Annotated in this window: 22 protein-coding genes and 1 riboswitch; of the genes, 9 read left to right on the forward strand and 13 right to left on the reverse strand. The window is 73.0% G+C overall.

Translation table 11 applies throughout. The features are described from left to right. Positions 1-32: 32 nt before the first annotated feature. From ABZ714_RS10695 to ABZ714_RS10715, 5 genes are all read right to left on the reverse strand, one after another. The gene (locus ABZ714_RS10695; RefSeq protein WP_358824815.1) at positions 33-1,325 is read right to left on the reverse strand and encodes a bifunctional 3,4-dihydroxy-2-butanone-4-phosphate synthase/GTP cyclohydrolase II; all 1,293 of its coding nucleotides are present in this window, start codon (positions 1,323-1,325) and stop codon (positions 33-35) included. Next, positions 1,322-1,909 carry a nicotinamide mononucleotide transporter family protein gene (locus ABZ714_RS10700; RefSeq protein WP_358824902.1) on the reverse strand — a complete coding sequence of 196 codons (588 nt, stop codon included), beginning with the start codon at positions 1,907-1,909 and terminating at the stop codon, positions 1,322-1,324. The genes ABZ714_RS10695 and ABZ714_RS10700 overlap by 4 nt, the downstream gene beginning before the upstream one ends. A 50-nt stretch (positions 1,910-1,959) precedes the next feature. Beyond that, on the reverse strand, positions 1,960-2,574 hold the full coding sequence (locus ABZ714_RS10705; RefSeq protein ID WP_358824816.1) for a riboflavin synthase: 615 nt from the start codon (positions 2,572-2,574) through the stop codon (positions 1,960-1,962). Between the two features lie 2 nt (positions 2,575-2,576). Next, entirely contained in the window at positions 2,577-3,674 is a 1,098-nt protein-coding gene (gene ribD, locus ABZ714_RS10710; protein ID WP_358824817.1) for a bifunctional diaminohydroxyphosphoribosylaminopyrimidine deaminase/5-amino-6-(5-phosphoribosylamino)uracil reductase RibD, read from the reverse strand. A gap of 168 nt (positions 3,675-3,842) precedes the next feature. Continuing rightward, positions 3,843-3,973: riboswitch (FMN riboswitch) on the reverse strand. 521 nt (positions 3,974-4,494) lie between these two features. Then, on the reverse strand, positions 4,495-5,511 hold the full coding sequence (locus ABZ714_RS10715; protein WP_358824818.1) for a D-2-hydroxyacid dehydrogenase family protein: 1,017 nt from the start codon (positions 5,509-5,511) through the stop codon (positions 4,495-4,497). A gap of 377 nt (positions 5,512-5,888) precedes the next feature. On the opposite strand from ABZ714_RS10715, the gene ABZ714_RS10720 reads away from it, so the two are divergent. Beyond that, the gene (locus ABZ714_RS10720; RefSeq protein ID WP_358824819.1) at positions 5,889-6,134 is read left to right on the forward strand and encodes a hypothetical protein; all 246 of its coding nucleotides are present in this window, start codon (positions 5,889-5,891) and stop codon (positions 6,132-6,134) included. 34 nt (positions 6,135-6,168) lie between these two features. Then, positions 6,169-7,281, forward strand: coding sequence for a response regulator (locus ABZ714_RS10725; protein WP_358824903.1), 1,113 nt, complete (start codon positions 6,169-6,171; stop codon positions 7,279-7,281). 328 nt (positions 7,282-7,609) lie between these two features. Here the strand turns inward: ABZ714_RS10725 and ABZ714_RS10730 are convergent, their stop codons facing one another. Then, on the reverse strand, positions 7,610-8,776 hold the full coding sequence (locus ABZ714_RS10730) for an ROK family transcriptional regulator (protein ID WP_358824820.1): 1,167 nt from the start codon (positions 8,774-8,776) through the stop codon (positions 7,610-7,612). Between the two features lie 278 nt (positions 8,777-9,054). On the opposite strand from ABZ714_RS10730, the gene ABZ714_RS10735 reads away from it, so the two are divergent. The 3 genes from ABZ714_RS10735 (at position 9,055) to ABZ714_RS10745 (ending at position 13,182) form a co-directional block, all read left to right on the forward strand. Further along, a complete protein-coding gene (locus ABZ714_RS10735; protein WP_358824821.1) occupies positions 9,055-10,287 on the forward strand; it encodes an MFS transporter in 1,233 nt (410 codons plus the stop codon). 667 nt (positions 10,288-10,954) lie between these two features. After that, positions 10,955-12,424 carry a solute carrier family 23 protein gene (locus tag ABZ714_RS10740; protein ID WP_358824822.1) on the forward strand — a complete coding sequence of 490 codons (1,470 nt, stop codon included), beginning with the start codon at positions 10,955-10,957 and terminating at the stop codon, positions 12,422-12,424. Between the two features lie 71 nt (positions 12,425-12,495). Continuing rightward, complete coding sequence (locus ABZ714_RS10745; RefSeq protein ID WP_358824823.1) at positions 12,496-13,182, forward strand: DUF5995 family protein; 687 nt, start codon at positions 12,496-12,498, stop codon at positions 13,180-13,182. Positions 13,183-13,280: 98 nt separating this feature from the next. On the opposite strand, the gene ABZ714_RS10750 is transcribed toward ABZ714_RS10745, so the two are convergent. Then, positions 13,281-14,027 carry an SDR family oxidoreductase gene (locus ABZ714_RS10750; RefSeq protein WP_358824824.1) on the reverse strand — a complete coding sequence of 249 codons (747 nt, stop codon included), beginning with the start codon at positions 14,025-14,027 and terminating at the stop codon, positions 13,281-13,283. Positions 14,028-14,176: 149 nt separating this feature from the next. Here ABZ714_RS10750 and ABZ714_RS10755 point away from each other — a divergent pair, with 149 nt between their 5' ends. After that, positions 14,177-14,911 (forward strand): TetR/AcrR family transcriptional regulator, encoded by a 735-nt coding sequence (locus ABZ714_RS10755; protein WP_358824825.1) that lies wholly within the window; start codon positions 14,177-14,179, stop codon positions 14,909-14,911. A 49-nt stretch (positions 14,912-14,960) separates the two neighbouring features. On the opposite strand, the gene ABZ714_RS10760 is transcribed toward ABZ714_RS10755, so the two are convergent. Next, positions 14,961-16,652, reverse strand: coding sequence for an NAD(P)/FAD-dependent oxidoreductase (locus tag ABZ714_RS10760; RefSeq protein WP_358824826.1), 1,692 nt, complete (start codon positions 16,650-16,652; stop codon positions 14,961-14,963). 441 nt (positions 16,653-17,093) lie between these two features. Between ABZ714_RS10760 and ABZ714_RS10765 the strand changes: the two genes are divergently transcribed. Further along, complete coding sequence (locus ABZ714_RS10765; RefSeq protein ID WP_358824827.1) at positions 17,094-17,801, forward strand: Repetin; 708 nt, start codon at positions 17,094-17,096, stop codon at positions 17,799-17,801. Between the two features lie 39 nt (positions 17,802-17,840). Here ABZ714_RS10765 and ABZ714_RS10770 read toward each other — a convergent pair whose 3' ends face one another. Next, complete coding sequence (locus tag ABZ714_RS10770; RefSeq protein ID WP_358824828.1) at positions 17,841-18,296, reverse strand: Lrp/AsnC family transcriptional regulator; 456 nt, start codon at positions 18,294-18,296, stop codon at positions 17,841-17,843. A 283-nt stretch (positions 18,297-18,579) separates the two neighbouring features. Further along, on the reverse strand, positions 18,580-20,046 hold the full coding sequence (locus tag ABZ714_RS10775) for a GuaB1 family IMP dehydrogenase-related protein (protein ID WP_358824829.1): 1,467 nt from the start codon (positions 20,044-20,046) through the stop codon (positions 18,580-18,582). A 325-nt stretch (positions 20,047-20,371) separates the two neighbouring features. On the opposite strand from ABZ714_RS10775, the gene ABZ714_RS10780 reads away from it, so the two are divergent. Continuing rightward, positions 20,372-21,217 (forward strand): metallophosphoesterase, encoded by an 846-nt coding sequence (locus ABZ714_RS10780; protein ID WP_358824830.1) that lies wholly within the window; start codon positions 20,372-20,374, stop codon positions 21,215-21,217. A 74-nt stretch (positions 21,218-21,291) separates the two neighbouring features. On the opposite strand, the gene ABZ714_RS10785 is transcribed toward ABZ714_RS10780, so the two are convergent. The 3 genes from ABZ714_RS10785 to ABZ714_RS10795 form a co-directional block, all read right to left on the reverse strand. After that, a complete protein-coding gene (locus ABZ714_RS10785; RefSeq protein ID WP_358824831.1) occupies positions 21,292-21,669 on the reverse strand; it encodes a helix-turn-helix transcriptional regulator in 378 nt (125 codons plus the stop codon). Between the two features lie 818 nt (positions 21,670-22,487). Then, positions 22,488-22,820 (reverse strand): AzlD domain-containing protein, encoded by a 333-nt coding sequence (locus tag ABZ714_RS10790; protein ID WP_358824832.1) that lies wholly within the window; start codon positions 22,818-22,820, stop codon positions 22,488-22,490. Then, positions 22,817-23,500, reverse strand: coding sequence for an AzlC family ABC transporter permease (locus tag ABZ714_RS10795; protein WP_358824833.1), 684 nt, complete (start codon positions 23,498-23,500; stop codon positions 22,817-22,819). The genes ABZ714_RS10790 and ABZ714_RS10795 overlap by 4 nt, the downstream gene beginning before the upstream one ends. A gap of 67 nt (positions 23,501-23,567) precedes the next feature. On the opposite strand from ABZ714_RS10795, the gene ABZ714_RS10800 reads away from it, so the two are divergent. Further along, positions 23,568-24,137 carry an XRE family transcriptional regulator gene (locus tag ABZ714_RS10800; protein ID WP_358824834.1) on the forward strand — a complete coding sequence of 190 codons (570 nt, stop codon included), beginning with the start codon at positions 23,568-23,570 and terminating at the stop codon, positions 24,135-24,137. Positions 24,138-24,176: the final 39 nt, after the last annotated feature.

Here is a 24,176-nt window from a genome sequence, read left to right on the forward strand (position 1 = left end):
TGGAACGGATGGAGCCGGTGGTACGGAAGGGGTCACTGATTGCCGCAGGCGGAGACGGCGGAGGGGTCGAGCCAGGGCAGGTCGTGACCCATCCGGTCGCGCTTGGTCCGCAGATAGCGCAGATTGTGCTCACCGGCCTGGACCGGCATCGGCTCCCGGCCGTGGACGGTGAGCCCGAGGCCGGCGAGGGCGCTGATCTTGTCGGGGTTGTTGGTCATCAGCCGCAGTCCGCGGACCCCGAGGTCGGCGAGGATCTCGGCCCCGGCGGCGTAGTCCCGGGCGTCGGCGGGGAGGCCGAGTTCCAGATTGGCGTCGAGGGTGTCGGCGCCGCGTTCCTGGAGTTCGTACGCGCGCAGCTTGGGCAGCAGCCCGATGCCGCGGCCCTCGTGGCCGCGGAGGTAGACCACGACGCCCCGGCCCTCGTCGGCGATCCGCCGCAGGGACTCCTGGAGCTGGGGGCCGCAGTCGCAGCGCAGGGAGTGGAAGACGTCGCCGGTCAGGCATTCGGAGTGGACCCGGACCAGGACGTCGTCGGGGTCGTCGGAGAGATCGCCGTGGACCAGGGCGACGTGCTCGACGCCGTCGCGGACCGAGCGGTAGCCGTAGGCGGTGAACCGGCCGAAGGCGGTGGGCAGATCGACCTCGGCCTCCCGCAGGACGGTGGGTTCGGTGGCCTTGCGGTACGCGATGAGGTCCTCGATGGAGATGATCGTCAGCCCGTGCCGCCGGGCGAACGGGATCAGCTCGGGCAGCCGCAGCATCACCCCGTCCGCACCGGCGATCTCCACGATCGCCCCGGCGGGGCGGAGTCCGGCGAGCCGGGCCAGGTCGATCGCGGCCTCGGTGTGGCCGGGGCGGGCGAGCACTCCCCCGGGCTTGGCCCGGAGCGGGAAGACATGGCCGGGCCGGACCAGGTCGGACGGTTCGACGGTGCCGGAGGCCAGCAGTTGCAGGGTGGTGGCGCGGTCGGCGGCGCTGATGCCGGTGGTGACGCCGTAGCGGGGCGCGGCGTCGACGGAGACGGTGAACGCGGTCTGCATCGACTCGGTGTTCCGCTCCACCATCTGCGGGAGGTCGAGCCGGTCGAGTTCGTCGCTCTCCATCGGGGCGCAGATCAGCCCCCGGCACTCCCGCATCATGAAGGCGACGATCTCGGGGGTGGCCTTCTCGGCGGCGATGACGAGATCGCCCTCGTTCTCCCGGCGTTCGTCGTCGACGACCACGACCGGGCGGCCCGCCGCGATCTCGCGGACGGCCTGTTCGACGGGGTCGAGGGCGAAGTCCTCGACATTGTCGGTGGAGTACCACGTGGGTGCCGGGATCATGCCGGTGTTCCTTCCGGTACGGGGGTACGGGAGCGCAGCCACCAGTCGCGCAGTCCCCACAGGACGAGGGCGAAGTAGATCAGGTAGACCAGGCCGGAGAAGGCCAGCCCGCTGTTGAACGCGAGCGGTACGCCGACGATGTCGACCAGGAGCCAGGCGAACCAGAACTCGACCAGTCCGCGGGCCTGGGCGATCATCGCGACGACCGTGCCGACGAAGATGTAGGCATCGGCCCAGGGGCTCCAGGAGAGCGACGGGTAGAGGGTGAAGAGCCCGCCGACGGCGGCGGTGCCGACGGCCGCGCCGCCCGCGAGGAGGGCGCGCTCGCGCCAGGTGGCGAAGCGGACCGCGACGGAGCCGTCCCGGGCCAGCCGCTCGCCCCGGGTCCACTGCCGCCAGCCCCAGACGGCGACCGCGATCACCAGGAGCTGTTTGCCGACGCCGCCGGAGAGCTGGGCGGAGGCGTAGGCGGTGACGAGGACCGCGCCGGAGGCCAGCTGGGCGGGCCAGGTCCAGATGGAGCGGCGCCAGCCGAGGGCCAGGGCGAGCAGTCCGATGACATTGCCGATCATGTCGGACCACATGATGGACTGGCCGAAGGCGGTGAACGCCTCGGCGTTCAGCCAGGAGGCGGTCACGGGGCGCTCTCCCCGGTTCCGGTACGGGCGCCGAGCAGCCGCTCGACGTATTTGGCGATCACGTCGACCTCCAGGTTGACCGGGTCTCCGGGGCCCTTCACCCCGAGGGTGGTCAGGGCGAGGGTGGTCGGGATGAGGCTGACGGTGAACCGGTCGTCGCCCGCGTCGACCACGGTCAGGCTGACCCCGTCGACGGTGATGGAGCCCTTCTCGACGACATAGCGGGCCAGCTGGGCCGGGAGGGCGATCTCGACGGTCTCCCAGTGTTCGGACGGGGTACGGGAGGTGATGGTGCCGACGCCGTCGACATGGCCCTGCACGATATGGCCGCCGAGCCGTCCGCCGACGGCAGTGGGGCGCTCCAGATTGACCCGGGCGCCGGGCTCAAGGGCGCCCAGGCTGGAGCGCTTCAGGGTCTCGGCCATCACATCGGCGGTGAACTCGCCGTCGGCGGTCTCGACGACGGTGAGGCAGACGCCGTTGACGGCGATGGAGTCGCCGTGCCGGGCGCCGTCGGTGACGACCGGGCCGTGCAGCCGGAAGCGGGCGGCGTCGCCCAGGTGCTCGACGGCGGTGACCCGGCCCAGTTCTTCGACGATTCCGGTGAACACTCTCAGCGCTCCTTGGGTGTGGTGGCGGGCACGGCGGTGATCCGCAGATCGGGACCGATCCGGACGGCCTCGGTCATGTCGAGACGCAACGCGTCGGCGATCGTGCCGATTCCTGCGCCGGTGAGGGCGGCGGGTCCGGCGCCGAGGAGGGCGGGGGCCAGATAGCCGACGACCCGGTCGACGGCGCCCGCCGCGACGAAGGCACCGGCGAGGGTGGGGCCGCCTTCGAGGAGGACGGAGCGGACGCCCCGCCCGTACAACTCGGCCAGCAGGGCCGGGACGGAGAGCCCGGTGCCGGTGCCGGCGGCCGGGAGCCGTACGACATCGGCCCCGAGGATCCCGCCGGTGTCGGCGTCCTCGCCGACGGCGACCAGGGTGGGCGCGGTGTCGTCGAGCACCCGGGCGCCGGGGCGGATCGTGGCCCGGCTGTCGAGGACGACCCGCAGCGGCTGGACGGCGCCGGGGACGCCGCGGACCGCGAGCTGGGGATCGTCGGCGGCGAGGGTGCCGGAGCCGACGACGACGGCGTCCGCCTCGGCCCGCAGCCGGTGGACGTCGGCCCGGGCCTCGGGGGACGTGATCCAGCGGCTGGTGCGGTCCTCGGCGGCGATCCGGCCGTCGAGGGTGGCGGCGTACTTCCACAGCACATGCGGGCGGCCGGTCCGGACGGCGGTGAGCCAGGCGGTGTTCCCGTCCCGCGCCTCGGCCCCGAGCAGCCCCTCCTCGGCGGTGATCCCGGCGGCCCGCAGGGTGGCGGCGCCGCCGGTGGCCTGCGGGGTGGGGTCGGGGACCGCGTAGACGACCCGGCGGATCCCGGCTTCGATCAGGGCGCGGGCGCAGGGGGCGGTACGTCCGGTGTGGTCGCACGGTTCGAGCGTGACGTACGCGGTACCGCCGCGGGCCCGGTCACCGGCGTCGGTGAGGGCGTGGACCTCGGCATGCGGTCCGCCCGCGCGGCGGTGATAGCCCTCGCCGACGATCCGGCCGGTGTCGTCCGTGACGACACAGCCGACGACGGGATTGGGGCTCGTGGAGCCGAGGCCGCGGGCGGCGAGCGCGATCGCTCGGCGCATGGCGGCGGTGTCGGCTGCGGTCGCCACCGGGTCCTCCTGCCTCTCGGGCACGGACTCCGGGGCCTGTCGATGACGACAGAAGGACGCGCGGTCCATTCGTGAACACGGCCGCGCCGGGCCGTGGACGGGCGACCGCCGGCCCAGAGAAGGGCGGCGATCAGCTCCGTACGGCCGACGGGCCCGAAGGGCCGCCCGCCGCGCACTGCCTCCCATCCGGACTTTCACCGTCGGTCCAGGAGTTTCACCTGGTCAACCGGCCACTGGCGATGGCCGGGTCGCGGACTTTAACCGCCGGCTCGGAATTGCACCGACCCCGGAGTGCGCTGCTGCTGATACAGGCCCCAGTGTGCCACGGGGCACTGTGGGCCGAATGGAGGATTCGCTGTGGCCTGACTCACAGGCCGCGCCGGTCCCCGGACTTCCGGGCCGCGCCCGGCGGCCTGGAGTTGCTCCCGGCCCGCGCCCCGCCTGTGGTTGTCCGCGCCCCAAAAGCTCTTCCACTCCCGGCCCCTGGCAGGGGGCCGTCGTCCACCGGGGCGGCGAGCAGGGCGACCAGGGGCGCGGGGAACCGCGCGACCGGCCACGCACGGGCCGCAGGCCGGGAACAACAGCAGGCCGCCGGGGCGGGCCCGGATCCCGGGGCGGTGCGCCGAGGAGCCGGAGGCAGGCGGCCGGGCGCCCCGCGTCGCGGGAACGGCCGGGACGGACTATTGACGCACTGGTCTAGTCCATTTAGTGTCGGCGCCACTCCGCACTCACACGCGCGCGGGGTGCCTGCGCCCGGCGGCGGAGTCCCGGCCCTTGCCGCCGCCGGGCGTCCCGGCGCGTCCTCGCCGCCGCCCCCGAGTCAGCCCAGGACCCGGACCGGACGCCCCGCCAGGAACGCCTCGACGTCCTCCACCGCCTGACCGAAGTACCCCTCGTAATTGCGCCGGGTCACATAGCCGAGGTGCGGCAGCCCGAGGAAGTTCGGGGCCGTACGCCACGGATCGTCCGCCGCCAGCGGTTCGGTGGCGAAGACATCCGCGCCCGCGCCCGCGATCCAGCCCTCGCGCAGCGCCCGCAGCAGCGCCTCCTGGTCGACGATGCCCGCCCGGGAGGTGTTGACGAGGAAGGCGGTACGGCGCATCCGCCTCAGCTCGGGCTCCCCGACGAGACCCCGGGTGCGGTCGCCGAGCACCAGATGGACGGTGACGAAGTCGCTGGTCTCCAGCAGTTCTTCCTTGGACCCGGCCGGGATCACGCCCTCGGCCGCCGCGCGCTCCGGGTCGAGGTTCCGGCTCCAGGCGGCGACCTCCATCCCGAACGCGGCACCGACCCGGGCGACCCGGGTCCCGATCTTGCCGAGGCCGAGGACCCCGAGCCGGCGGCCGTGCAGATCGGCGCCGAGGGTCTGCTGCCAGGGGCCGCCGGAGCGCAGGGCGGCGTTCTCCACGGCGACGCCCCGGGCGAGTCCGAGGATCAGGGCCCAGGTCAGTTCGGCGGGCGGCTCCGGGTTGCTGGCGGTGCCGCAGACGGTGACCCCGTGCCGGGCAGCCGCGGCCAGGTCGATCGCCGCGTTGCGCATCCCGGAGGTGATCAGCAGCCGGAGCCGGGGCAGCCGGGCGAGGAGTTCGGCGGGGAAGGGGGTGCGCTCCCGCATGATCACGACGATCTCGCAGTCGCCGACGGCCGAGACGACCGCGTCGTGGGTGGGCAGCGGATCGCGCAGGAACCGGGTCCCGACCCGGTCGCCGAGCCGGTCCCAGTCGGCGAGGGACCGGGCGACGTCCTGATAGTCGTCGAGTACGGCACACCTCAGGGTCCCGTTCCGCCCGGCGGGCTCCCCCGCGTCCGCCGCGCCCGCGACTCGGGCCGTTTCCACCGTTTCCACCGCTCTCGCCGGTTCCGTCATCCCGTCAGCCTCCTCGGTCGCCGATCGAGCGGAGCGTAATGCACATCCGCACGCCCCCGGCGCACAACCGAGTTCGGCCGTTGTCGGGCGACGCCGGGCGCGTTGCACGGCAACACCGGCGACCCCGGCCCGGCGCCGGACCTGTCGAACCCCACCGGACCTGCGGCGACGCGGTGTTGCACGGCACGGGGCGGCACACACCCGATGGTCGTGTCGTTGCCAGTCACCGGGCTCCGGCGGCGCAACACCCCGGCCGCGCCCCATGCTGTGCCTCACCTTCCGGCACCCGTCCGGAGGGGCCCGCCCCCGCCGCGTCCGGTGGGGCGTCGTAGGAAGGAAGGGACGCCATGGAGCGCCCGCTGCTGTCGTTGAGAGCCACCCTCGTGCTGTTGCTCGCGGTACTCGCCGGGGTGGGGGCGGGGGTACTCGCCGGGGTCGCGGGCGAGGGCACGGCGCGCAGCGTGCTGTGCGGACTCGCCGCCTCGGGCCTCGCGGTGCCGTTCTTCGACCGGCTGGTGGGACCGGCCGAGCGGCCCGGCGGCGCGGACACGGCGGGTGCCGGGGCCGGGACCGGAGGCGAGGGCCGTGGCTGAGGGAGTGAGCGGGGTGGCCGAAGGGGTGCGGGGGGTGACCGAGCTGAAGGCGCTGGGCCCGGGGCTGACTCCGCAGGCCCGGGCGCTCGCCCAGGAGCTGCGCGGGCTGTTCCGGGCGCTGGGAGTCTCCGTACGGCGGTACGCGGCACGGCGGCTGCGGGACCCCGGCACGCTCTCCCGCTATCTCAACGGGACCCGGGTGCCGCCGTGGGAGGTGGTGATGGACCTCTTCACGGATCTCGCCGAGCACCGGGGCACGGCGGTCACCCCGCAGACGGTCGAGCTGGTACGCCGGCTCCACCGGGAGGCGCTGGCGACCTCGGCACCCTCGCCCGGGCAGGCGGTGGAGGTGCTGGAGCGGCAGCTGGCCGACGCCGACCGGATCTCGCGCCGCTCGACCGTCCGCGGCGACGTCCTGGGCGAGGCGCTGCTGGACCGTCAGCACCAGATCGCCGATCTGGAGGTACGCATCAGTGAGCTGGAGGCGGACCGGAGCGCCGAGCGCGAGCGGGCCGACCGGCTGGCCGAGGCGGCCCCCGACGTATCGGATCTCTTACGGGAACGGGACACCCTCCAGGCCCAGGTGGGGCGGCTGGCGGAGGAACTGGCGGCGACCCGGCTCCAGCGGGACCGGGCCGAACAGCGGTGCGGGCTGCTGGAGCGGCAGCTGGAGGCCATGGAGAAGGTCCAGCGCGGCGACGGTCTCCCGCCGCTGGTCCCGACGGCGGGGCCGGTCGCGCGAAGCCTGCCGAAGGTACTGATCGTCGACGACCAGAAGGACAATCTGATGGCCATGAAGGCGGTGCTGTCGACGCTGGACCAGGAGCTGGTGGCGGTCTCGTCGGGACGGGACGCGCTCAAGGCGCTGCTCGACCACGACGACTTCGCTGTGATCATCATGGATGTCCAGATGCCGCTGATGGACGGCTACGAGACGGCGGCGCACATCAAGCGGCGCGGCCGGAGCAGCAGCGTACCGATCATCTTCCTGACCGCGATGGGCGCCGATCCCGAGCACTCGGCCCGGGGCTACGCGGCGGGCGCGGTGGACTACATCGGGAAGCCGTTCGACCCATGGGTGCTGCGGGCGAAGGTGGCGGTCTTCACGGGCATCTACCTGGAGCGCCACGGGGACGCCGCGCGCTGAGCGGAGGGGGGCGGGGGTGCCCCGGGCAGTCGGGTCAGCCCGGGGCGCCCCCGCGCGCCCCGCGACCCGGCTTCTCCCGGCCCTTCGGGCCGAGGAGGCAAGTGGCTCCTCAGGTGCCCGGTTCGACGTCCCGCCGTCGTGGCCTTCCGCGCAGTTCCCCGCCCCCCCAAAAAAAACACTCCCCCGCCCCGGCCCCGGGGCTCGGGCCGAGGAGGCAAGTGGTCCCTCGCGCAGTTCCCCGCGCCCCTGAAGACCCCCGCGCCCGAACCCGGCCGTTGGTGACGGCGGAGGGGGTGGAGCGGGGGCATTCGGGCGCTGGGGGCGGGGGCTACGTGTCCGGGGCGAAGAGGGCCTCCTGGGCGTGGTCGCGGGCGGTGAGGAGGGCGCCGCGGAGGATGGCCGCGCCGCCGAGTTCACCGGCGCGGACCTCCGTGGGCAGGGGGTTGAGGGCGGCCAGCCGGGTGGCGACCCTGGCCGCCAGGTCCGCGCCGCCCGCCAGGCCGATCTCGCCGCCGAGCACGACGCATCCGGGGTCGAGGACCGAGGTGACGGCCGCGGCGCCGACCGCGACCCGGTCGGCGAAGGCGTCGAGGAAGCCGTCGGCCCCGGCCGCCACGGCCTCGGCGACGACCGCCGACGCGTTCGACTGCGCGGCGCCGGGCGCCTTGAGTCCGTGCTCCGCGGCGAGGGCGCCGATCGCCGCCGAACCGGCCAGTGAGTGGAATCCGCCGTCGCAGCCGGAGGCCGACGGCAGCCCGCCGGTGCCGGGCACCGGCAGAAAGCCGATCTCGCCCGCGCCGCCGGAGACCCCCCGGCGGAGCCTGCCGTCGAGGAAGAGGGCCGCGCCCACGCCTCGGCCGAGCCAGAGGAAGGCGAAGGTGTCCCGGTCACGGGCGGCTCCGGAGCGCTGTTCGGCGACCGCGGCGAGATTGGTCTCGTTCTCCAACACGATCCGCGCGGAGAGCCGCTGCTGGAGCGCGCCGGCGAGGCTGCGGTGCCAGCCGGGCAGCGCCGACTCGCGCAGCTCGCCGGTGCCGGGGTCGATCAGTCCGGGGACGCCGACGGCGACCGTGTGCAGCCGGTCGGCCCCGGCGTCCCGGGCGGTGTCCTCCAGCAGCGCCGCCGCCCGTTCGACGGCGGGGCCGGTCCGGGTGTCCCGGGCGATCGGCAGGGACGCCTCGGCGATGGTCGCCCCGAGGAGGTCGGCGACGACCAGGGTCACCCCGTCGGTCCGGACGTCCAGGGCGGCCAGATGGGCGCGGTCGGCCACGATTCCGTAGACCCGCGCGTTGGGGCCGCGGCGCCGGGCACCGGTCTCGCCGACGATCCGGATCAGCCCCGAATCCTGGAGGCGTTCGACCAGATCGGCGACGGTCGGCCTGGAGAGACCGGTCAGAACCTTCAGCTCACCTGCCGTCAGTGGGCCTTCGCGCTGGAGGAGTCCCAGGGCGAGGCGGTCGTTGATGACCCGGGCGGTGCTCGGGGATGCGGCCATGCCGGAATCCTTCCAGATCGGTTTCCGGGCCCGGCCGAAGGGTCACGGAGAGAGAGGGAGGCGTACGGGAAGAGGGACCGGGTCCCCGGCCCCTGGAACCCGGAGGACGGCGTACCGGACTCGGCCGGTCCGGCGGGCCGTCCGGACGGCCCCCGGCCGGGCTCCCCGAGGGCGCGCGGAAAAACAGATGACAGGCGGTTAATTATCAGGCAGGCTTCCTGATAGTTTACGGGAGGCTGCGGAACCGCGGCCTCGGAGTCACCGGGAGGGGTGGGCGTATGGCGTCGGGTGCGAAGGTTCTCGACCCCGGGCGACTGCGGCGGGCGCGGTTCGCCCTCGCCGCGGTGTTCTGTGTGCACGGGGCGGTGGCCGGCAGCTTCGCCACCCGGATCCCCTGGATCACGGACCACACCGGGGTCAGCGCCGGACAGCTCGGGCTCGCCCTCGCCTTTCCCGCGATCGGCGCGTCGCTGGCGATGCCGCTCGCCGGGGCGATCAGCCACCGGCTGGGCGCGCGCACGGCGCTGCGCTGGCTGCTCGCTCTGTGGACGCTCGCGCTGACGCTGCCGTCGCTCGCGCCCGATCTGTGGGTCCTCTGCGCCGCCCTCTTCGTCTACGGGGCCACGTCCGGCACCTCGGACGTGGTGATGAACGCGGTGGGCGTCGAGGTCGAGCACCGGATGGACCGCTCCATCATGTCCGGGCTGCACGGGATGTGGAGCGTCGGAGCCCTGATCGGTTCGGCGGGCGGCACCCTCGCCGCGCATCTGGACACCGACGCGCGGATCCATCACGCGCTGGCCGCCGCGGTCCTCACCGTACTGGGGGTACTGGCCGTCCGGGGCGTCCTCGACGTCCGCAGCGAGCCGGACGAGGAGCCGCCGCCGCGTTTCGCGATCCCGCCGAAGTCGGCGGTGGTCATCGGAGCGATAGGCTTCTGCGCCGTCTTCGCCGAGGGCGCCAGCCTCGACTGGTCGGCGGTCTATCTGCGGGACGTTCTGGACACCTCGCCCGCGCTGGCCGCCGCTTCCACCACGGCTTTCGCCCTGACCATGGCGGTGGCCCGGCTGGCGGGCGACCGGATCGTGGACCGGTTCGGGCCGGTGCGTACGGTACGGACGGGTGGCCTGGTGGCGACCGTCGGCGGGGTGCTCGTGGTGCTGGCCCCGCATCCCGCGACGGCGCTGGCGGGCTTCGGACTGATCGGCCTCGGGATCGCGGTGGTCGTACCGCTGGCCTTCGCGGCGGCCGGGCGCAGCGGGCCGCAGCCCGCCCAGGCCATCGCGGGTGTCGCCACCATCACCTACACCTCCAGCCTCATCGCGCCGTCGGCGATCGGCGGAATCGCGGATGTGACCAGTCTGGTGGTCTCCTTCGGTCTGGTGACGGCGCTGGCGTTCGGGCTGGTCCTCGGGGCCGGGGTGCTCCGTTCGGCGGGCCGGGAGAAGGCGGCGGGCGGCGGCGCCGAGCGCTCTCCGGCGGATCTCGCGGCCCGGGAACCACGCGGCTAACGGCTGTCCCGTAATCCGCGGCGGATCAGCGCACGGCGTCAGACGCGGTGCGTCGCACAGCGCGAGAGTCGTCCTCGTACTGGGCGTATTCGGACGATTCGACAACGCGGCGAAGTGCCGTAGCCGTCGTCGTGCGCCCGCCGGGGATTACGGGACAGCCCTGAGGGGATTGCCGCGCGGTGGTACGACGACGCGGCATCCGGCACCCGGTGGCGTCCTTGGGCGCCGCCCCCCGATCCGGCCCCGGACGGGCCCACTGCCACCCGTCCGTCCGGGGCCGCACTCCCCCTCCCCCGCGGCTCGCCGTCTCCTCGGTACGGGGGTTTTCGGCCAGCCGTCGTCCGTACCGCCGGGCCCGCGGCCGGGAGCAGGGCCCGGGATCGCGGCCGTACGGGACCAGGTCCCGGCCCCGGTGACGCGTACGGCCCGTCAGGCACCGGCCTCGGGGAAGCACTCCGGCCGTTCCCGGGTGGCCCGCGGCCGGAGAACGGCCCCGGCGGGCCGCCCGGTTCACGGCCGTGCGCCGAACGGCCGAAAAGTGCCACTACCATGGCGCCGATCGGCCGCGACAGCGCACCGATCGACCGGGCCGTCGCCCCGGGACGACCGTCCCGGCCGCGCGCTCCGGTCCCCTCGGACCGAACCCTGTGAGAAGTGGAGCCGCCCGGTGAACCTCGGCGTGCGTTGGACCCTGCACGGCGACGGGCGGACCCCCGCTCCGGGTGCCGTCGTCCGCCCCGACGAACGGCTCTCCTGGCCGCGGACCGCGGGGCTCGGCGCCCAGCACGTGGTCGCGATGTTCGGGGCATCCTTCGTAGCCCCGGTACTGATGGGGCTCGACCCCAATCTCGCGATCATGATGTCCGGCGTCGCCACCATGATCTTCCTGCTGGCGACCCGCGGCCGGGTCCCCAGCTATCTCGGCTGCTCGCTCTCGTTCGTCGGCGTCGCTGCGGCCATCCGGGCGGGCGGCGGCGACAGCGCAACCGTCACCGGCGCGGTCTTCGTGGTCGGCGTGGCACTGTTCCTCTCCGGTCTGGCGGTCCGCCGGTTCGGCGCCCGGATCATCCATGCCGCGATGCCGCCGATCGTCACCGGTGCCGTGGTCATGCTGATCGGCTTCAATCTGGCGCCGGTGACCGCCAGCACCTACTGGCCGCAGGACCAGTGGACGGCGCTGCTGGTGATGCTCTTCACCGGCCTCGCCGTGGTCTGTCTGCGCGGCTTCTTCTCCCGGATCGCCATCTTCCTCGGGCTGATCTTCGGCTACGGCCTCTCCTGGGCGCTCGACCGGGTCTTCGGCCGGATCCACTCCCCGCTGGGCGGCGGTGAGGCCGTGGACCACTGGCGGCTCGATCTCTCCGGGGTCGGCGACGCGGCCTGGGTCGGGCTGCCGTCCTTCCACGCGCCGTCGTTCGAATGGTCGGCGATCCTGATCGCGCTGCCGGTGGTGATCGCGCTCATCGCGGAGAACGCGGGACACGTCAAGGCCGTGGGCGAGATGACCGGGGACCCGCTGGACGACAAGCTGGGTACCGCGATCGCGGCCGACGGCGCGGCGTCGATGCTCTCCACCGCCGTGGGCGGCCCGCCGAACACCACGTACTCCGAGAACATCGGTGTCATGGCGGCGACCCGGGTCTACTCCACCGCCGCCTACTGGGCCGCCGCCGTCTTCGCCCTGCTCTTCGGGCTCTGCCCCAAGTTCGGTGCGGTCGTCGCGGCGATCCCGGGCGGGGTACTGGGCGGGATCACCGTGATCCTCTACGGCATGATCGGTCTGCTGGGCGCCCAGATCTGGATCAACGCCAAGGTCGATCTGAGCAATCCGCTGAATCTGGTCCCGGCCGCCGCGGGCATCATCATCGGGGTCGGCGGGGTGTCGCTGAAGGTCACCGACGACTTCGAGCTGGGCGGGATCGCCCTCGGCACCATCGTCGTGATTACCGGCTACCACGTTCTGCGGGCCTTCGCCCCGGCACATCTGAAGACCCAGGAACCACTGCTGGACGAGGGCACGTCCCGGTACGACTCCGACAGCGAATCAGACACCAACTCCCGCTCCGGCTCTACGGATTCCACCGGATCCGGCGCGCCGGGCGGCGACCGCCCCGGCGAAGGCCCCGCCAAGGACTGACCCTTGGTCCGTTCCGGGGACGCCCCCGGCGATCCGGCCCGGGGCGGGGGCCCGGCTGGGACCCTGCCCCCATGGTCCGGATCGAGGAAAGCGCAGCGGTCGGCGTGGCGGACGTGGCCGACCGGATGCGGGCGCTCGGCGCCCGCTGGCCCGCCCGTGACGGCGTGGCCGTCTTCAACCGTGTCTATCTCACGGTCACCGAGGACATCGCCCGGCGGATCGACCGGGGCGAGTTCCCGGACCGCCGGGCGGCCACCGCCCTCGACGTGCTCTTCGCCGAGCGCTATCTGTCGGCGGTGGTACGGGCCGAGTCCGGCGGGCGGCCACCGGCCTGCTGGCGGCCGCTGTTCCAGTACCGGCGCCATCCCGGCGTACGGCCGCTCCAGTTCGCCCTGGCCGGGATCAATGCCCATATCGGGCACGATCTGGCGCTGGCGGTGATCGACACCTGCCGGGCGCTGGACTGCGCCCCGCCCGAGCTGGAGAACGAGTTCGACCAGGTCGGGGAGGCACTGGTGGTGCTGGAGGAGCGGATCCGGGAGGAGTTGATGCCCGGCCCCGATCTGCTGGAGGTGGCCGATCCGCTGACCCATCTGGTCGGGGCCTGGAGTCTGGACCGGGCCAGGGACGCGGCCTGGTCGGCGGCCCGGCTGCTCTGGGGCGTACGGGAACTCCCCGGGCTGACGGAGGAGTTCACCGAGCGCCTCGATACCGGGGTCGGGCTGGTCGGCCGCTGTCTGCTGACCCCCTGGCGCTGACCGGGCGCCGGGCGGGGGCGGCCCCTCGGCATCCGGCGTGCGCGGCGGCCGGACATCACGCGCGGGGCCGCGCGGGTGTCCGGACGGCGCGGGGCCGGTCAGGCGTTGACGCCCGCGTCGACGGTGATCGCCGTACCCGTGATCAGCCGTCCGCCGGGTCCGGCGAGATGGGCCACGGTCGCGGCCACGTCGTCCGGGTCGAGAAAGCTGTCGAGCAGGGTTCCGGCCCGGACCTCCTCGGCGCCCTCGGCGTCCACCGGGTTCATATCGGTGGCCGTCGGGCCGGGGTTGACGGCGTTGACCGTGATGCCGCGCGGCCCCACCTCGCGCGCCAGCGCCCGGGTCAGCCCGGTCACGGCCGACTTGCTCATGGTGTAGAGCACGGCGTTGGCCAGGACGGCCCGGTCGGAGAGGTTGCTTCCGATGGTGATGATCCGGCCGCCCCTCGGCAGATGCCGGAGCGCCGCCTGAGCCGCCACGAACGGCGCCTTGGTGTGGATGGCGAGTACCCGGTCCAGCTCTTCGGCGGTGACGTCCTCCACCGGCCCGTACGGGAACACCCCGGCATTGTTGACCAGGACGTCCAGCCGCCCCAGCTCCGCCGCCGTCCGGTCGACCGCCGCCGTCACCGCCGTACCGTCGGCCGCGTCGGCCTCGATCGCGACCGCCCGGCGGCCACCCGCCTCCACCTCGGCGACCAGCGCCTTCGCCTTCTCGGCGCTGGCGGGCGAGACATAGGTGAACGCCACGTCCGCCCCCTCGCGCGCCAGTCGGCGGACGACGGCCGCCCCGATCCCCCGGCTGCCGCCGGTCACCAGAGCCGCCTTGCCCAGCAGTGCGCCCATGAGTGCGCCCCCATTTCCATATCGAACGACACAGAAATACGACCACGCCCCGGGGAGCGCGTCAAGGTATATTTTTATCGAGCGACACAGAATGATCCGGGGCGTCCTCACGACCCCGGCGGTGGCGGCGAGGACGAGGAGGGACCGTTATGGCGGGACGTGGACGCCCCAGGAGTTTCGACCGGAGCGTGGCCCTGACCCGGGCGATGGACACTTTCTGGCGCCGGGGGTACGAGGCTGCGTCGCTGACCGAACTCACCGCCGCCATGGGGATCAACTCCCCCAGCCTCTATGCCGCCTTCGGTTCCAAGGAGGCCCTGTTCCGGGAGGCGGTGGAGCTGTACACGGCCACCGAGGGCGCGCCGATCGACCGCGCGCTGGCCGAAGAGCCGACGGCGTACGAGGCGGTCGCCGCCGTACTCCGGTGGAACGCCCTCGCGTACACCGGCGAAGGACGGCCGACCGGCTGCATGATCGTCCTGGCGGCCGTCAACACCACCGACGAGGCGGCCCGGCGGTGCCTGGCGGAGGTCAGGGCGGCGGGCAACGACCGGCTGCGGGAGCGGCTGGAGCGGGGGGTACGGGACGGGGAACTGCCGCCGGACGCGGACACCGCGACCGCGGCCCGATTCTACACCGCCGTCATCCAGGGAATGTCCGTCCAGGCCAGGGACGGAGCCGGATACGAGGAGGTGGCCCGGGTCGCCGAACGGGCGATCGCCGCCTGGGAGACCGTGACGGGCGGCGTGCCGCCGGTCGCCGCGGCCCCGGACGTCCCGGCCGCTCCGGAGCCGTACGCGACCGTACGACCGGCCGCTGAAGCCGAGGCCGAAGCCGGAGCGGCCGGATCCGGAACTGCCGCGTCCGCCGCCCGGAGCGGCTGACCGGACCGGGCGGCCGGCGCGCGGCCCGGCCTTCCGGCCGGACCGGCGCTCAGTCCTCGGGCAGCTCCACGGGGGCGATCTCGTCGTAGAGGTCGCCCGGCCCCGGGTTGGAGGGGTCCGTGGCGCCGCCGAAGTGCCGCATCACGCCCCAGACGGCGTTGAGGGCGGTCTGCACGGCGCCCTCGGCCCACCCCGCGGTCCAGGAGATGTCGTCGCCCGCGAGGAAGATGCCCTGCATGTCCGCGGGCAGCCGGTCCTGCATGAAGTGGGTGAAGAGCCGCCGCTGATAGCGGTAGTGGCCGGGCAGATTGGCCTTGAACGCGCCCATGAAGTAGGGCTCGTTCTCCCAGGAGACGGTGACCGGGTTGCCGGTGATGTGGGCGCGGATGTCGACATCGGGGTAGATCTCGCCGAGGGACTTCAGCATCACCTCCATCCGCTCGTTCGCCGACAGCGGCAGCCACTTCAGGCTGTCGTCGCACCAGGTGTACGAGAGGCAGATGACGGCGGGCTTGTCCGGCCCGTCGTCCAGCAGATACGTCCCCCGGGTCATCCGGTCGGTGAGCGTCATCGACATGGTGTCCCGCCCGGTCACCGGGTTCTTGTCCAGCCAGAACGGCCGGTCGACCGGGACGAACAGCTTCGACGACTCCATGTAGTGGGTGCGCTCGATCGCGGTCCAGTGGTCGATCGGGAAGAGCGCGTCGTCACAGGCGATCTTGGACAGCAGCATCCAGGACTGGGCGGTGAAGACCGCCGCGCGGTAGGTGCGGATGTCCCCGGCGGCGTCCGTGACGGTGATCCGGTTGCCCGCGGTCCGGTGCAGCCGGGTCACGGCGGGCCGGTGGCCGCCCTCGTGCAGCGACGCCAGCGACGTCCCCTGCGGCCAGTGGACGATCTTCCCCGGGGCACGCTCCCAGAGCCGCAGCGGAAGCTGCTGGCTGCCCTCGACGATGCCGCGGTGGTGGTCGTCGGCCTCGGAGTAGACGACCCGGAGGATCTCCAGGATGGAGTTGGGGAAGTCGGTGTCCCAGCCGCCGGTGCCGAAGCCGACCTGGCCGAAGATCTCCCGGTGCCGGAAGGAGCGGAACGCCTCGGAGGCGCAGAGGAAGCCGTAGAAGGTCTGGTTGTCCAGCCGCTCCACCAGCCCGGCCCAGATCTCCCGGATCCTGGGCACGTCCCGCTCCCGCATCGCCCGGTTCATCCCGGTGAAGTCGGCGCCCTCCTCCAGACAGGCGTTCCAGGCGTCCATGACGTCCCGGTAGACCTGCGGGAGGTCGGCGATGGTCTCGGCGTAGTGGGACTCGCCCTTGAGGTCGACCACGGTCGACGGGGTCGAGGGCGCCAGCGGATTGGGGAACGGCCGGGTGGTGAGCCCGACCAGGTCGATGTAGTGCTGGAGGGCCGTCGAGGACGGCGGGAAGCGCATGGCGCCCATCTCGGCGGTCAGCCCGGGGTCGCCGCCGTCGAAGCCGACCGTCCGCAGCCGTCCGCCGATCCGGTCGGCCTCGTAGAGGACGGGCTTGAGCCCCATCTTCATCAGCTCGTAGGCGGTGATCAGGCCGGAGAGACCGCCGCCGATCACCGCGACCTCGGTCCCGTGCTCGGTCGCCGGGATCTGCCCGAGCCCGGCGGGATGGGCCAGGAAGTCGTCGTAGGCGTAGGGGAAGTCCGGCCCGAACATGGTGATCGGCGGCTGCGCGTCGGTGTGCTGGACGGCGGTGGGCACCGTGGACGTCATGGGGTCGAACTCCTAGCGAGAACAACGAAAGGCGACCGACGCACCGGAAGGTGGCACCTCGGAAGGGGCAGGATCCGGGGTCCGGGCGGGATTCGGCGGGGCGGGATCCGGGCGACGGGGGTGGTGGAGCCCGTACGCCGGGCCTCCCAGAAACCTACGGTTTCGCCCTCATCCGGGACAAGGCGCGTCCGTTGCGCCCCGGCGGACGATTCATTGCGTCTCCCGGGCCCCTGGCGTCGATTCGTTGCGCGGGGCGTCGCCGCTGGTGGCGCGGGGTGCCGTCCGGCCGGGGGCGGGCCGGAACCGGGCCGGGCTCCGCCGCGCGGGGGAGGCCGGGTGCCGTCTCGGGGCCGACGCGGCGCGGCGGGGTCCGGCGGGAGGGTCGGGGCGTACCGCCGTGGCCGGCCCGGCCCGGCGCACCCGACAGCGAGGGGAACCGCCGTGCTCCGCCCACCCCGTCACCACCACCCGGACGTCCCGTGGGAAGGGCCGCCGGACCCGCAGGGGCCGCGCGCCGCCCGGCAGGTCCGGGCCGTCCTCGTCGCCGTCGGCGCGATCGGCACCGTGCTCTTGACACTCGGCGCCGGAACGCCCGGCGCGGCTTCGGCATCAGCATCGGCACAGGCAGAGCCCCAGACACAGACATCGGCATCGGCATCGGCATCGGCATCGGCGACCGGTACCGACCGGCCCCGGGACGCCGCCGCGCTCACCGGCGAGGCCCGGCTGTTCCGTACCGCGGGCGACCGGATCACGTTCTCCTTCGACGCCCGGCTCGCGGCGCGCGACGGCGACGATCCCCTGAAGGCCCGGGGCACCTTCCGCCGGAGCCACCACGCCTGCGACGGCACCGGCGGCGGCTTCGCGGAGGCGAAGGTGGGCCGTCTGGTGACCGGCGGCCGGGCCGCCGTCGTCACCGGCACGGTGACCAGGACCGATATCGAGCGCATCGCCCGGGGGACGAACCTGCGGGTGGGGATCACGGTCCACGACGACGGCCGTCGCGACCGGCTGGGCCACAGCTGGGCCTCGACCGGCGACCCGGTCGGGATGGGAAGCGTGCCGGAGTGCGCGGGCCCGGCCCCCTTCGAGAAGGTCCTGGCGGGCAGCGGCGACTACCGGGTGCCGCCCTGGAACCCGCCGCTCTGAACCGGCCGCGCCCCGCCCGGGCAGAGCCCGCCGGGCCCGTCAGGCGGGCGGTCCCGAGGAGTAGCGCCGCAGCAGCGGGGAGAGCACCAGCACCGACTTGGTGCGCTCCACGAACGGCTCCCCCGCGATCCGCTCCAGCACCCGCTCGAAGTGGCGCATATCGGCGGCGAAGACCTGGACGACGGCATCGGCCTCGCCGGTGACGGTGGAGGCCGACGCGATTTCGGGATAGCGCTCCAGGCCCCGCTCGATGGCCTCCGGGGACGTATTGCTGCGGCAGTACAGCTCGATATAGCCCTCCGTCTCCCAGCCGAGGGCGGCGGGATCCACCCGTACGGTGAAGCCGGTGATGGCGCCCGTGTCGCGGAGCCGGTCGACCCGGCGTTTCACGGCGGGGGCGGAGAGACCGACGAGGGCGCCGATATCGGCGTAGGAGCGGCGGGCGTCCTCGGCCAGGGCGTGGACGATGCGTTCGTCGAGATCGTTGAGTCGCACGGAGGGTGGGTCACTCTTCTTCGGTGGGCCGGTCGTCCCGGGCGGCGCGGGCGGCACGGCGCCGTCGCCCCGGTTGGAACGCAGTAGAACACACCGCCGGGCCTCGGGCGTCCCGGCACGGACGCGCCGGTCGTGCCGCACATCCGGAGCGTGCCGCGCGGGCCGTGACGGGCGGGTCCGTACGGTCCGACGGAGACGGCCCGGCGCCGGGCCACGGGGGTGCCGGGCGCCGGGACCGCGGCCCGGCCCCCGGGAGACCGGGCGGCCGGGCCGTGACCGGGTGTCAGCTCCAGCTGGCGTGCAGCGGCTTGCCCTCGGCGTACCCCGCGGCGCTCTGGACACCGACGATCGCCCGCTCGGCGAACTCCTCCAGCGATCCCGCGCCCGCGTAGGTGCAGGAGGAACGGACACCGGCGATGATCGAGTCGACCAGGTCCTCGACGCCCGGCCGGGCCGGGTCGAGGAACATCCGCGAGGTGGAGATGCCCTCTTCGAAGAGCGCCTTGCGGGCCCGGTCGTACGCGGACTCGTCGCTGGTCCGGTTGCGGACGGCGCGCGCCGACGCCATTCCGAAGGACTCCTTGTACGGCCGCCCGTCGGCGGTGTGCTGGAGGTCGCCGGGGGACTCGTACGTCCCGGCGAACCAGGAGCCCACCATCACATTCGAGGCCCCGGCGGCCAGCGCCATCGCCACATCGCGCGGGTGCCGCACCCCGCCGTCGGCCCAGACGTGCTTGCCGTACTTCTTCGCCTCGGCGGCGCACTCCAGCACCGCGGAGAACTGGGGGCGGCCGACGCCGGTCATCATCCGGGTGGTGCACATGGCGCCCGGACCGACTCCGACCTTGATGATGTCGGCGCCCGCCTCGATCAGATCCCGTACGCCCTCGGCGGCGACGATGTTGCCCGCGACGACGGGGACCTTCGGGTCGAGGGAGCGGACCGCGCGGACCGCCGCGATCATGCTCTCCTGGTGGCCGTGGGCGGTGTCCACGACCAGGGTGTCCACGCCAGCGTCCAGCAGCTGCTTCGCCTTGCCCGCCACATCGCCGTTGATACCGACGGCGGCGGCGACCCGCAGCCTGCCCGCGTCGTCCACGGCGGGGGTGTAGAGCGTGGCGCGCAGGGCGCCCTTGCGGGTGAGGATGCCGACGAGCCGGCCGTCCTGGTCGACGGCCGGGCTGTAGCGGCGGTTGGCGTTGTCGAGCTTGGTGAACGCCTCGCGCGGGTCTATGTCCGCGGCCAGCAGCACCAGATCGCGCGACATCACCTCGGAGAGCTGGGTGAAGCGGTCGACGCCGAGCAGATCGGCGTCGGTGACCACGCCCACCGGGCGGTGGTCCTCGTCCACCACGACCCCGGCCTCGTGGGCCCGCTTGGGCAGCAGGGCGAGGGCGTCGGCGACGGTCTGGTGGGGGGTGAGCACGATCGGGGTGTCGAAGACCAGGTGCCGGGTCTTGACCCAGGCGACGACATCCGCGACGACCTCGATCGGAATGTCCTGGGGGATCACGGTGAGACCGCCGCGGCGGGCGAGCGTCTCGGCCATCCGGCGGCCGGCGATCGCGGTCATGTTCGCGGCGACCAGCGGGATGGTGGTGCCCGTGCCGTCCTTCGACGAGAGGTCCACGCCCTGGCGGGACCCCACGGCGGAGCGGCTCGGCACCATGAAGACATCGTCGTAGGTCAGGTCGTAGGGGACCGCGGGGCTGGCGGTCAGCCGGCCCGTACCGGGCTCAAGAAAACGCATAAGTCTCACATTTTCAGGCGAAACGGAGCAGGTCACTCCCACGAACGACACAACAAAGAACCCCCGTGCTGTACTTTCCTCCAGGCCGCCCGGTGGGCGTCCGCGGAGATACGGGGGCTGATGCGCAGGACCGTGGGCCTGCCTTACGTCGAAAGGTTACCCGAGTCCGAACAGATCAGCGATGCCGCGCGGGCGGCGGCAGCGGGCCACGCCCCAGCTCGCACCCCCACCCCGGCCCGGCCGAACCCCGGGCGCGCTCCCGGCGGCGGTTCGGTCACGGCCCGGTCACGGAGAGCCGGACGGGCGGCGAGTTAGGCTGACGGACGTGGCGAGAACCGACGGAGCGTTACGGGCGATCAGCGATCTGCACATTTCCTACGACGAGAACCGCGACATCGTGGCGGGGCTGAAGCCCTCGTCCCCCGACGACTGGCTGATCGTGGCCGGGGACGTCGGCGAACTGATGGCGGACATCGAGTGGGCCCTCACCCTCCTGGCGGAACGGTTCGCCAAGGTGATCTGGGTCCCCGGCAACCACGAGCTGTGGACGGTCAAGCAGGAGACCAGCCCCCTGCGCGGCGTGGAGCGCTACCACGCGCTGGTGGAGATGTGCCGCCGGATCGGGGTGCTCACCCCGGAGGATCCGTACCCGGTCTGGCGGGGCCCCGGCGGTCCGGTCCGGATCGCCCCCCTCTTCCTGCTGTACGACTACTCGTTCCTGGCCCCGGGCACCGGCACGGTCGAGGAGTCGCTGGCCAAGGCGTGGGAGGCGGGGATCGTCTGCACCGACGAGTTCTTCCTCCACCCCGACCCCTATCCGGGCCGGGCCGAGTGGTGCGCGGCCAGGGTCGAGGAGACCGAGCGGCGGCTCACCGAGGTCGCGGGCGATCTTCCGCTGGTGCTGGTGAACCACTGGCCGCTGGTGCGCACCCCCACCGAGGTGATGATCCACCAGGAGTTCGCCCAGTGGTGCGGCACGGTCAGAACGGCGGACTGGCACACCCGGTTCGGGGTCGAGGCGGTGGTCTACGGCCATCTGCACATCCCGCGCAGCACGGTCTACGACGGCGTCCCGTTCGAGGAGGTGTCGCTGGGCTATCCGCGCGAGTGGCGCCGGTACGGCCTGCGCTCGGAGCTGGCCCGGCAGATCCTGCCCCCTCGGGAGGCGTGACACCTCCGGGCCGCGCCGGGTCCCGGCGGCGGGCGTTCCCGCCCCGCGGCCGGAAACCGGTGGCCCCGCCGGGGTCACGCGCTCCCGGCGCGGGGCGGGGACGCCCCCAGGGGGTGGCATCTGGTCGGATCGGTGGCACAGGGGACCGCGGCGCTGTGGGTGAGGATCTCCCAGGCGAAGCCGACGATTCCGGCCTGGAGCCGGGACTCCACGGCGAGTTTGGCCAGGATCCGGGCGACATGGGCCTTGGCGGTGCGCTCGGTGATGACCAGCTGGGTCGCGATGGTCCGGTTCGACGACCCCTTCGCCAGCATCCGGAAGACATCGAGTTCCCGCTCGGACAGCAGCGGCACCCGGGCCAGAGCGGCGTCCCAGACGTGCTGGTGGATCAGGGCCGCCTGCCGGGCGGCGGCAAATTGACGGGACGCGGTCAAGGGTTCTGCGGTGCGCATGCCGGTTCCTCGGTGTCCTCTGGCTCACGGGCGGTCGTCTCATGGGGTGACTCTGCGCGCGCCGACGTGTGCGGGCTCGCCGGTGGGGCGCGCGGCGTTCATGAAGAGCGGGTCGCCCTGGCGGTCGGCCGCGGGGACGGGGGTGGCGAACGGTGCGTCGTCGTTCCGGGAAACATATGAAGTCGGGTCCGGGTGCGCATCGGGCAGATCAATTCTCGGCCAGTCGAATTGCGCTGGGCGGCGGGTGAATTCCGGCCGCTTTCGGCCGCATGTTCGAAGTCGGCCCACTCGGCGCCGACCCGATCCATGGATTCACCTCGCCCCGGGCAGCTCGATACGAGTGCGGTGAATGCTCGGAATTCGTCCACGAGCTGCCGGATCACCCTTGAAATTTCGGGCAGCCGCTAAGGCGCGGGTCCGACGTCGATACCGGAAAGGAATTCCGGGTGACTGCGGGGAGAGGGCGGCGGGCCGAACGCCCCAGGCGAACGGGTCGTACGACGGGAGCCCCGCGACGCAAGCAACGAAAGGGGCTCTACTCCCCCACCCACGATGGTTCCCCCCGAGCATCTCGATGGAACGGCATCCCGAATAAAAGCCGAGCAATGCGTACACGGGTGGCCGACCTCTGGAGGTCGTCGCCTTACGCCTAAATTACTCGGTCACTACCGGATTGAGCAATGCCGGATCCAATATCTGAGATGAGCGGCTGAAATTCGCCAGGAGGCTTGAATTCTCGTGCGAGGCACCACCATCGCGAAATGGGCGATGGCGCGAAGAGGTGCCGGCGGGCGCTCTCCGGGGGAGATCGTACGGCATCAGGGAATGCCGATGAGTCGCAGAAGCGCCGCCGTCCCGGCCGCCGCGAGGACGACGGCGAGAAAGGGCGCCCCGCGCCAGGCGAGTACTCCGCCGACCAGGACGCCGAGCGCCCTGGCGGCACCGGCGAAGCCCTCGCCCCGGGTGAGCGCGGCCGTGGCCGTCAGCGCGGCGAGCAGAACGACCGCCGAGACCTCCAGCAGCTTCTCGGCCTGCTTCGGGAAGGCGACCTTGGCCCGCAGGGCGGGACCGGCGAGCCGCAGCAGGAAGGTTCCGGCCGCCAGGGCGGACATCGCCAGCAGCGCGGGCAGCAGGGGGAAGGAATCACTCATCGCGCCGCTCCCTCGGGGTTCCTCGTCCGGAACAGCGGCAGCGCGGCCAGGGCGGCCAGCACCGGCAGTCCGGCCGGCAGGAAGGGGGTGAGGGCCAGGGCGATCGCCGCGCCCACGAGCGCGGTCCGCCGCAGCGCCCGGTCCTTCATCGAGGGCAGGATCAGGGCCAGGATCACGGCGGGGAACATCGCGTCCAGACCGAGGGCGTCGGTGTCCTTGACGACGCTGCCCAGCAGCGCGCCGAGCGCGGCGCCGACGGGCCAGCAGACCAGGATGCCGAGGCCGCAGGCCCAGTAGGCGGCCCGCTTGCGGGCCGGACCCTCCTGGGCGATGGCGAAGACGACCGTCTCGTCGTTCATCAGATGGGTGCCGAGCAGGCCCCGCCAGCCCCGTCCGAGCACATCGGGCACCGCCAGACCGAACGGCAGATGACGGGCGTTGACCAGCAGCCCCGCGAAGAGGGCGGCGATCGGGCTGCCCCCGGTGGCGATGATGCCGACGAAGAGGAACTCGGACGACGCCGCCAGGACGAGCGCCCCCATGAGTACCGGGAACCACCAGGGGAAGCCGGAGGTGACCGCGATGGCCCCGTACGACAGACCTATGACCCCCACGGCGAGACAGACGAGCGCGATGTCCCGCACCGGCCCCCTGCCGAGCGTTTCCCATATCGTACGCATGGCATTTATAGTGAACACCTGAAGAGTGTTCGTCAAGGTGAACGATTGACCATTGGAGCGAACGCGCGTGACCGAAACCGACCCCTCGCTCAAGCCGCCCCTGGTCGTCATCGCCGCCGCCCTGCGGGCTGAGCGGGTCCGGGCCGGGCTTTCTCTCAGCGAGGTCGCCCGGCGCGCCGGGCTCGCCAAGTCGACGCTCTCGCAACTGGAGTCCGGCACCGGAAATCCCAGCCTGGAGACGTTGTGGGCGCTCTGTGTGGCGCTGGAGATCCCGTTCTCCCGGCTGCTGGCCGCCTCCCGCCCCCCGGTCCAGGTGATCCGCGCGGGTGAGGGCCCCGCCATCGGTTCGGCGCAGAGCGACTACCGGGCCACCCTGCTGGCCGCCTCGCCGCCCGGGGCCCGGCGGGACGTCTACAGCATCACGGCCGAGCCGGGTCCGCAGCGCCTTTCCGCCCCGCATATGCCGGGCGTCGTGGAGCATGTCGTGATCGGCGCCGGACTGGCCCTGGTGGGCACCGCGGACGAGCCGGTGGAACTGGGTCCTGGCGACTACATCAGCTATCCGGCCGATGTCCCGCACCTCTTCCGGGCGCTGGAGCCCGGGACGCGCGCGGTGCTCGTCTCGGAGCACTCATGAGCCGGACACGCCCGAGGGTGGGCGCCCCGCGCGTCCGGC

Source organism: Streptomyces sp. NPDC006798, assembly GCF_040635975.1.
In the GTDB taxonomy this organism is placed as follows: Bacteria; Actinomycetota; Actinomycetes; order Streptomycetales; family Streptomycetaceae; genus Streptomyces.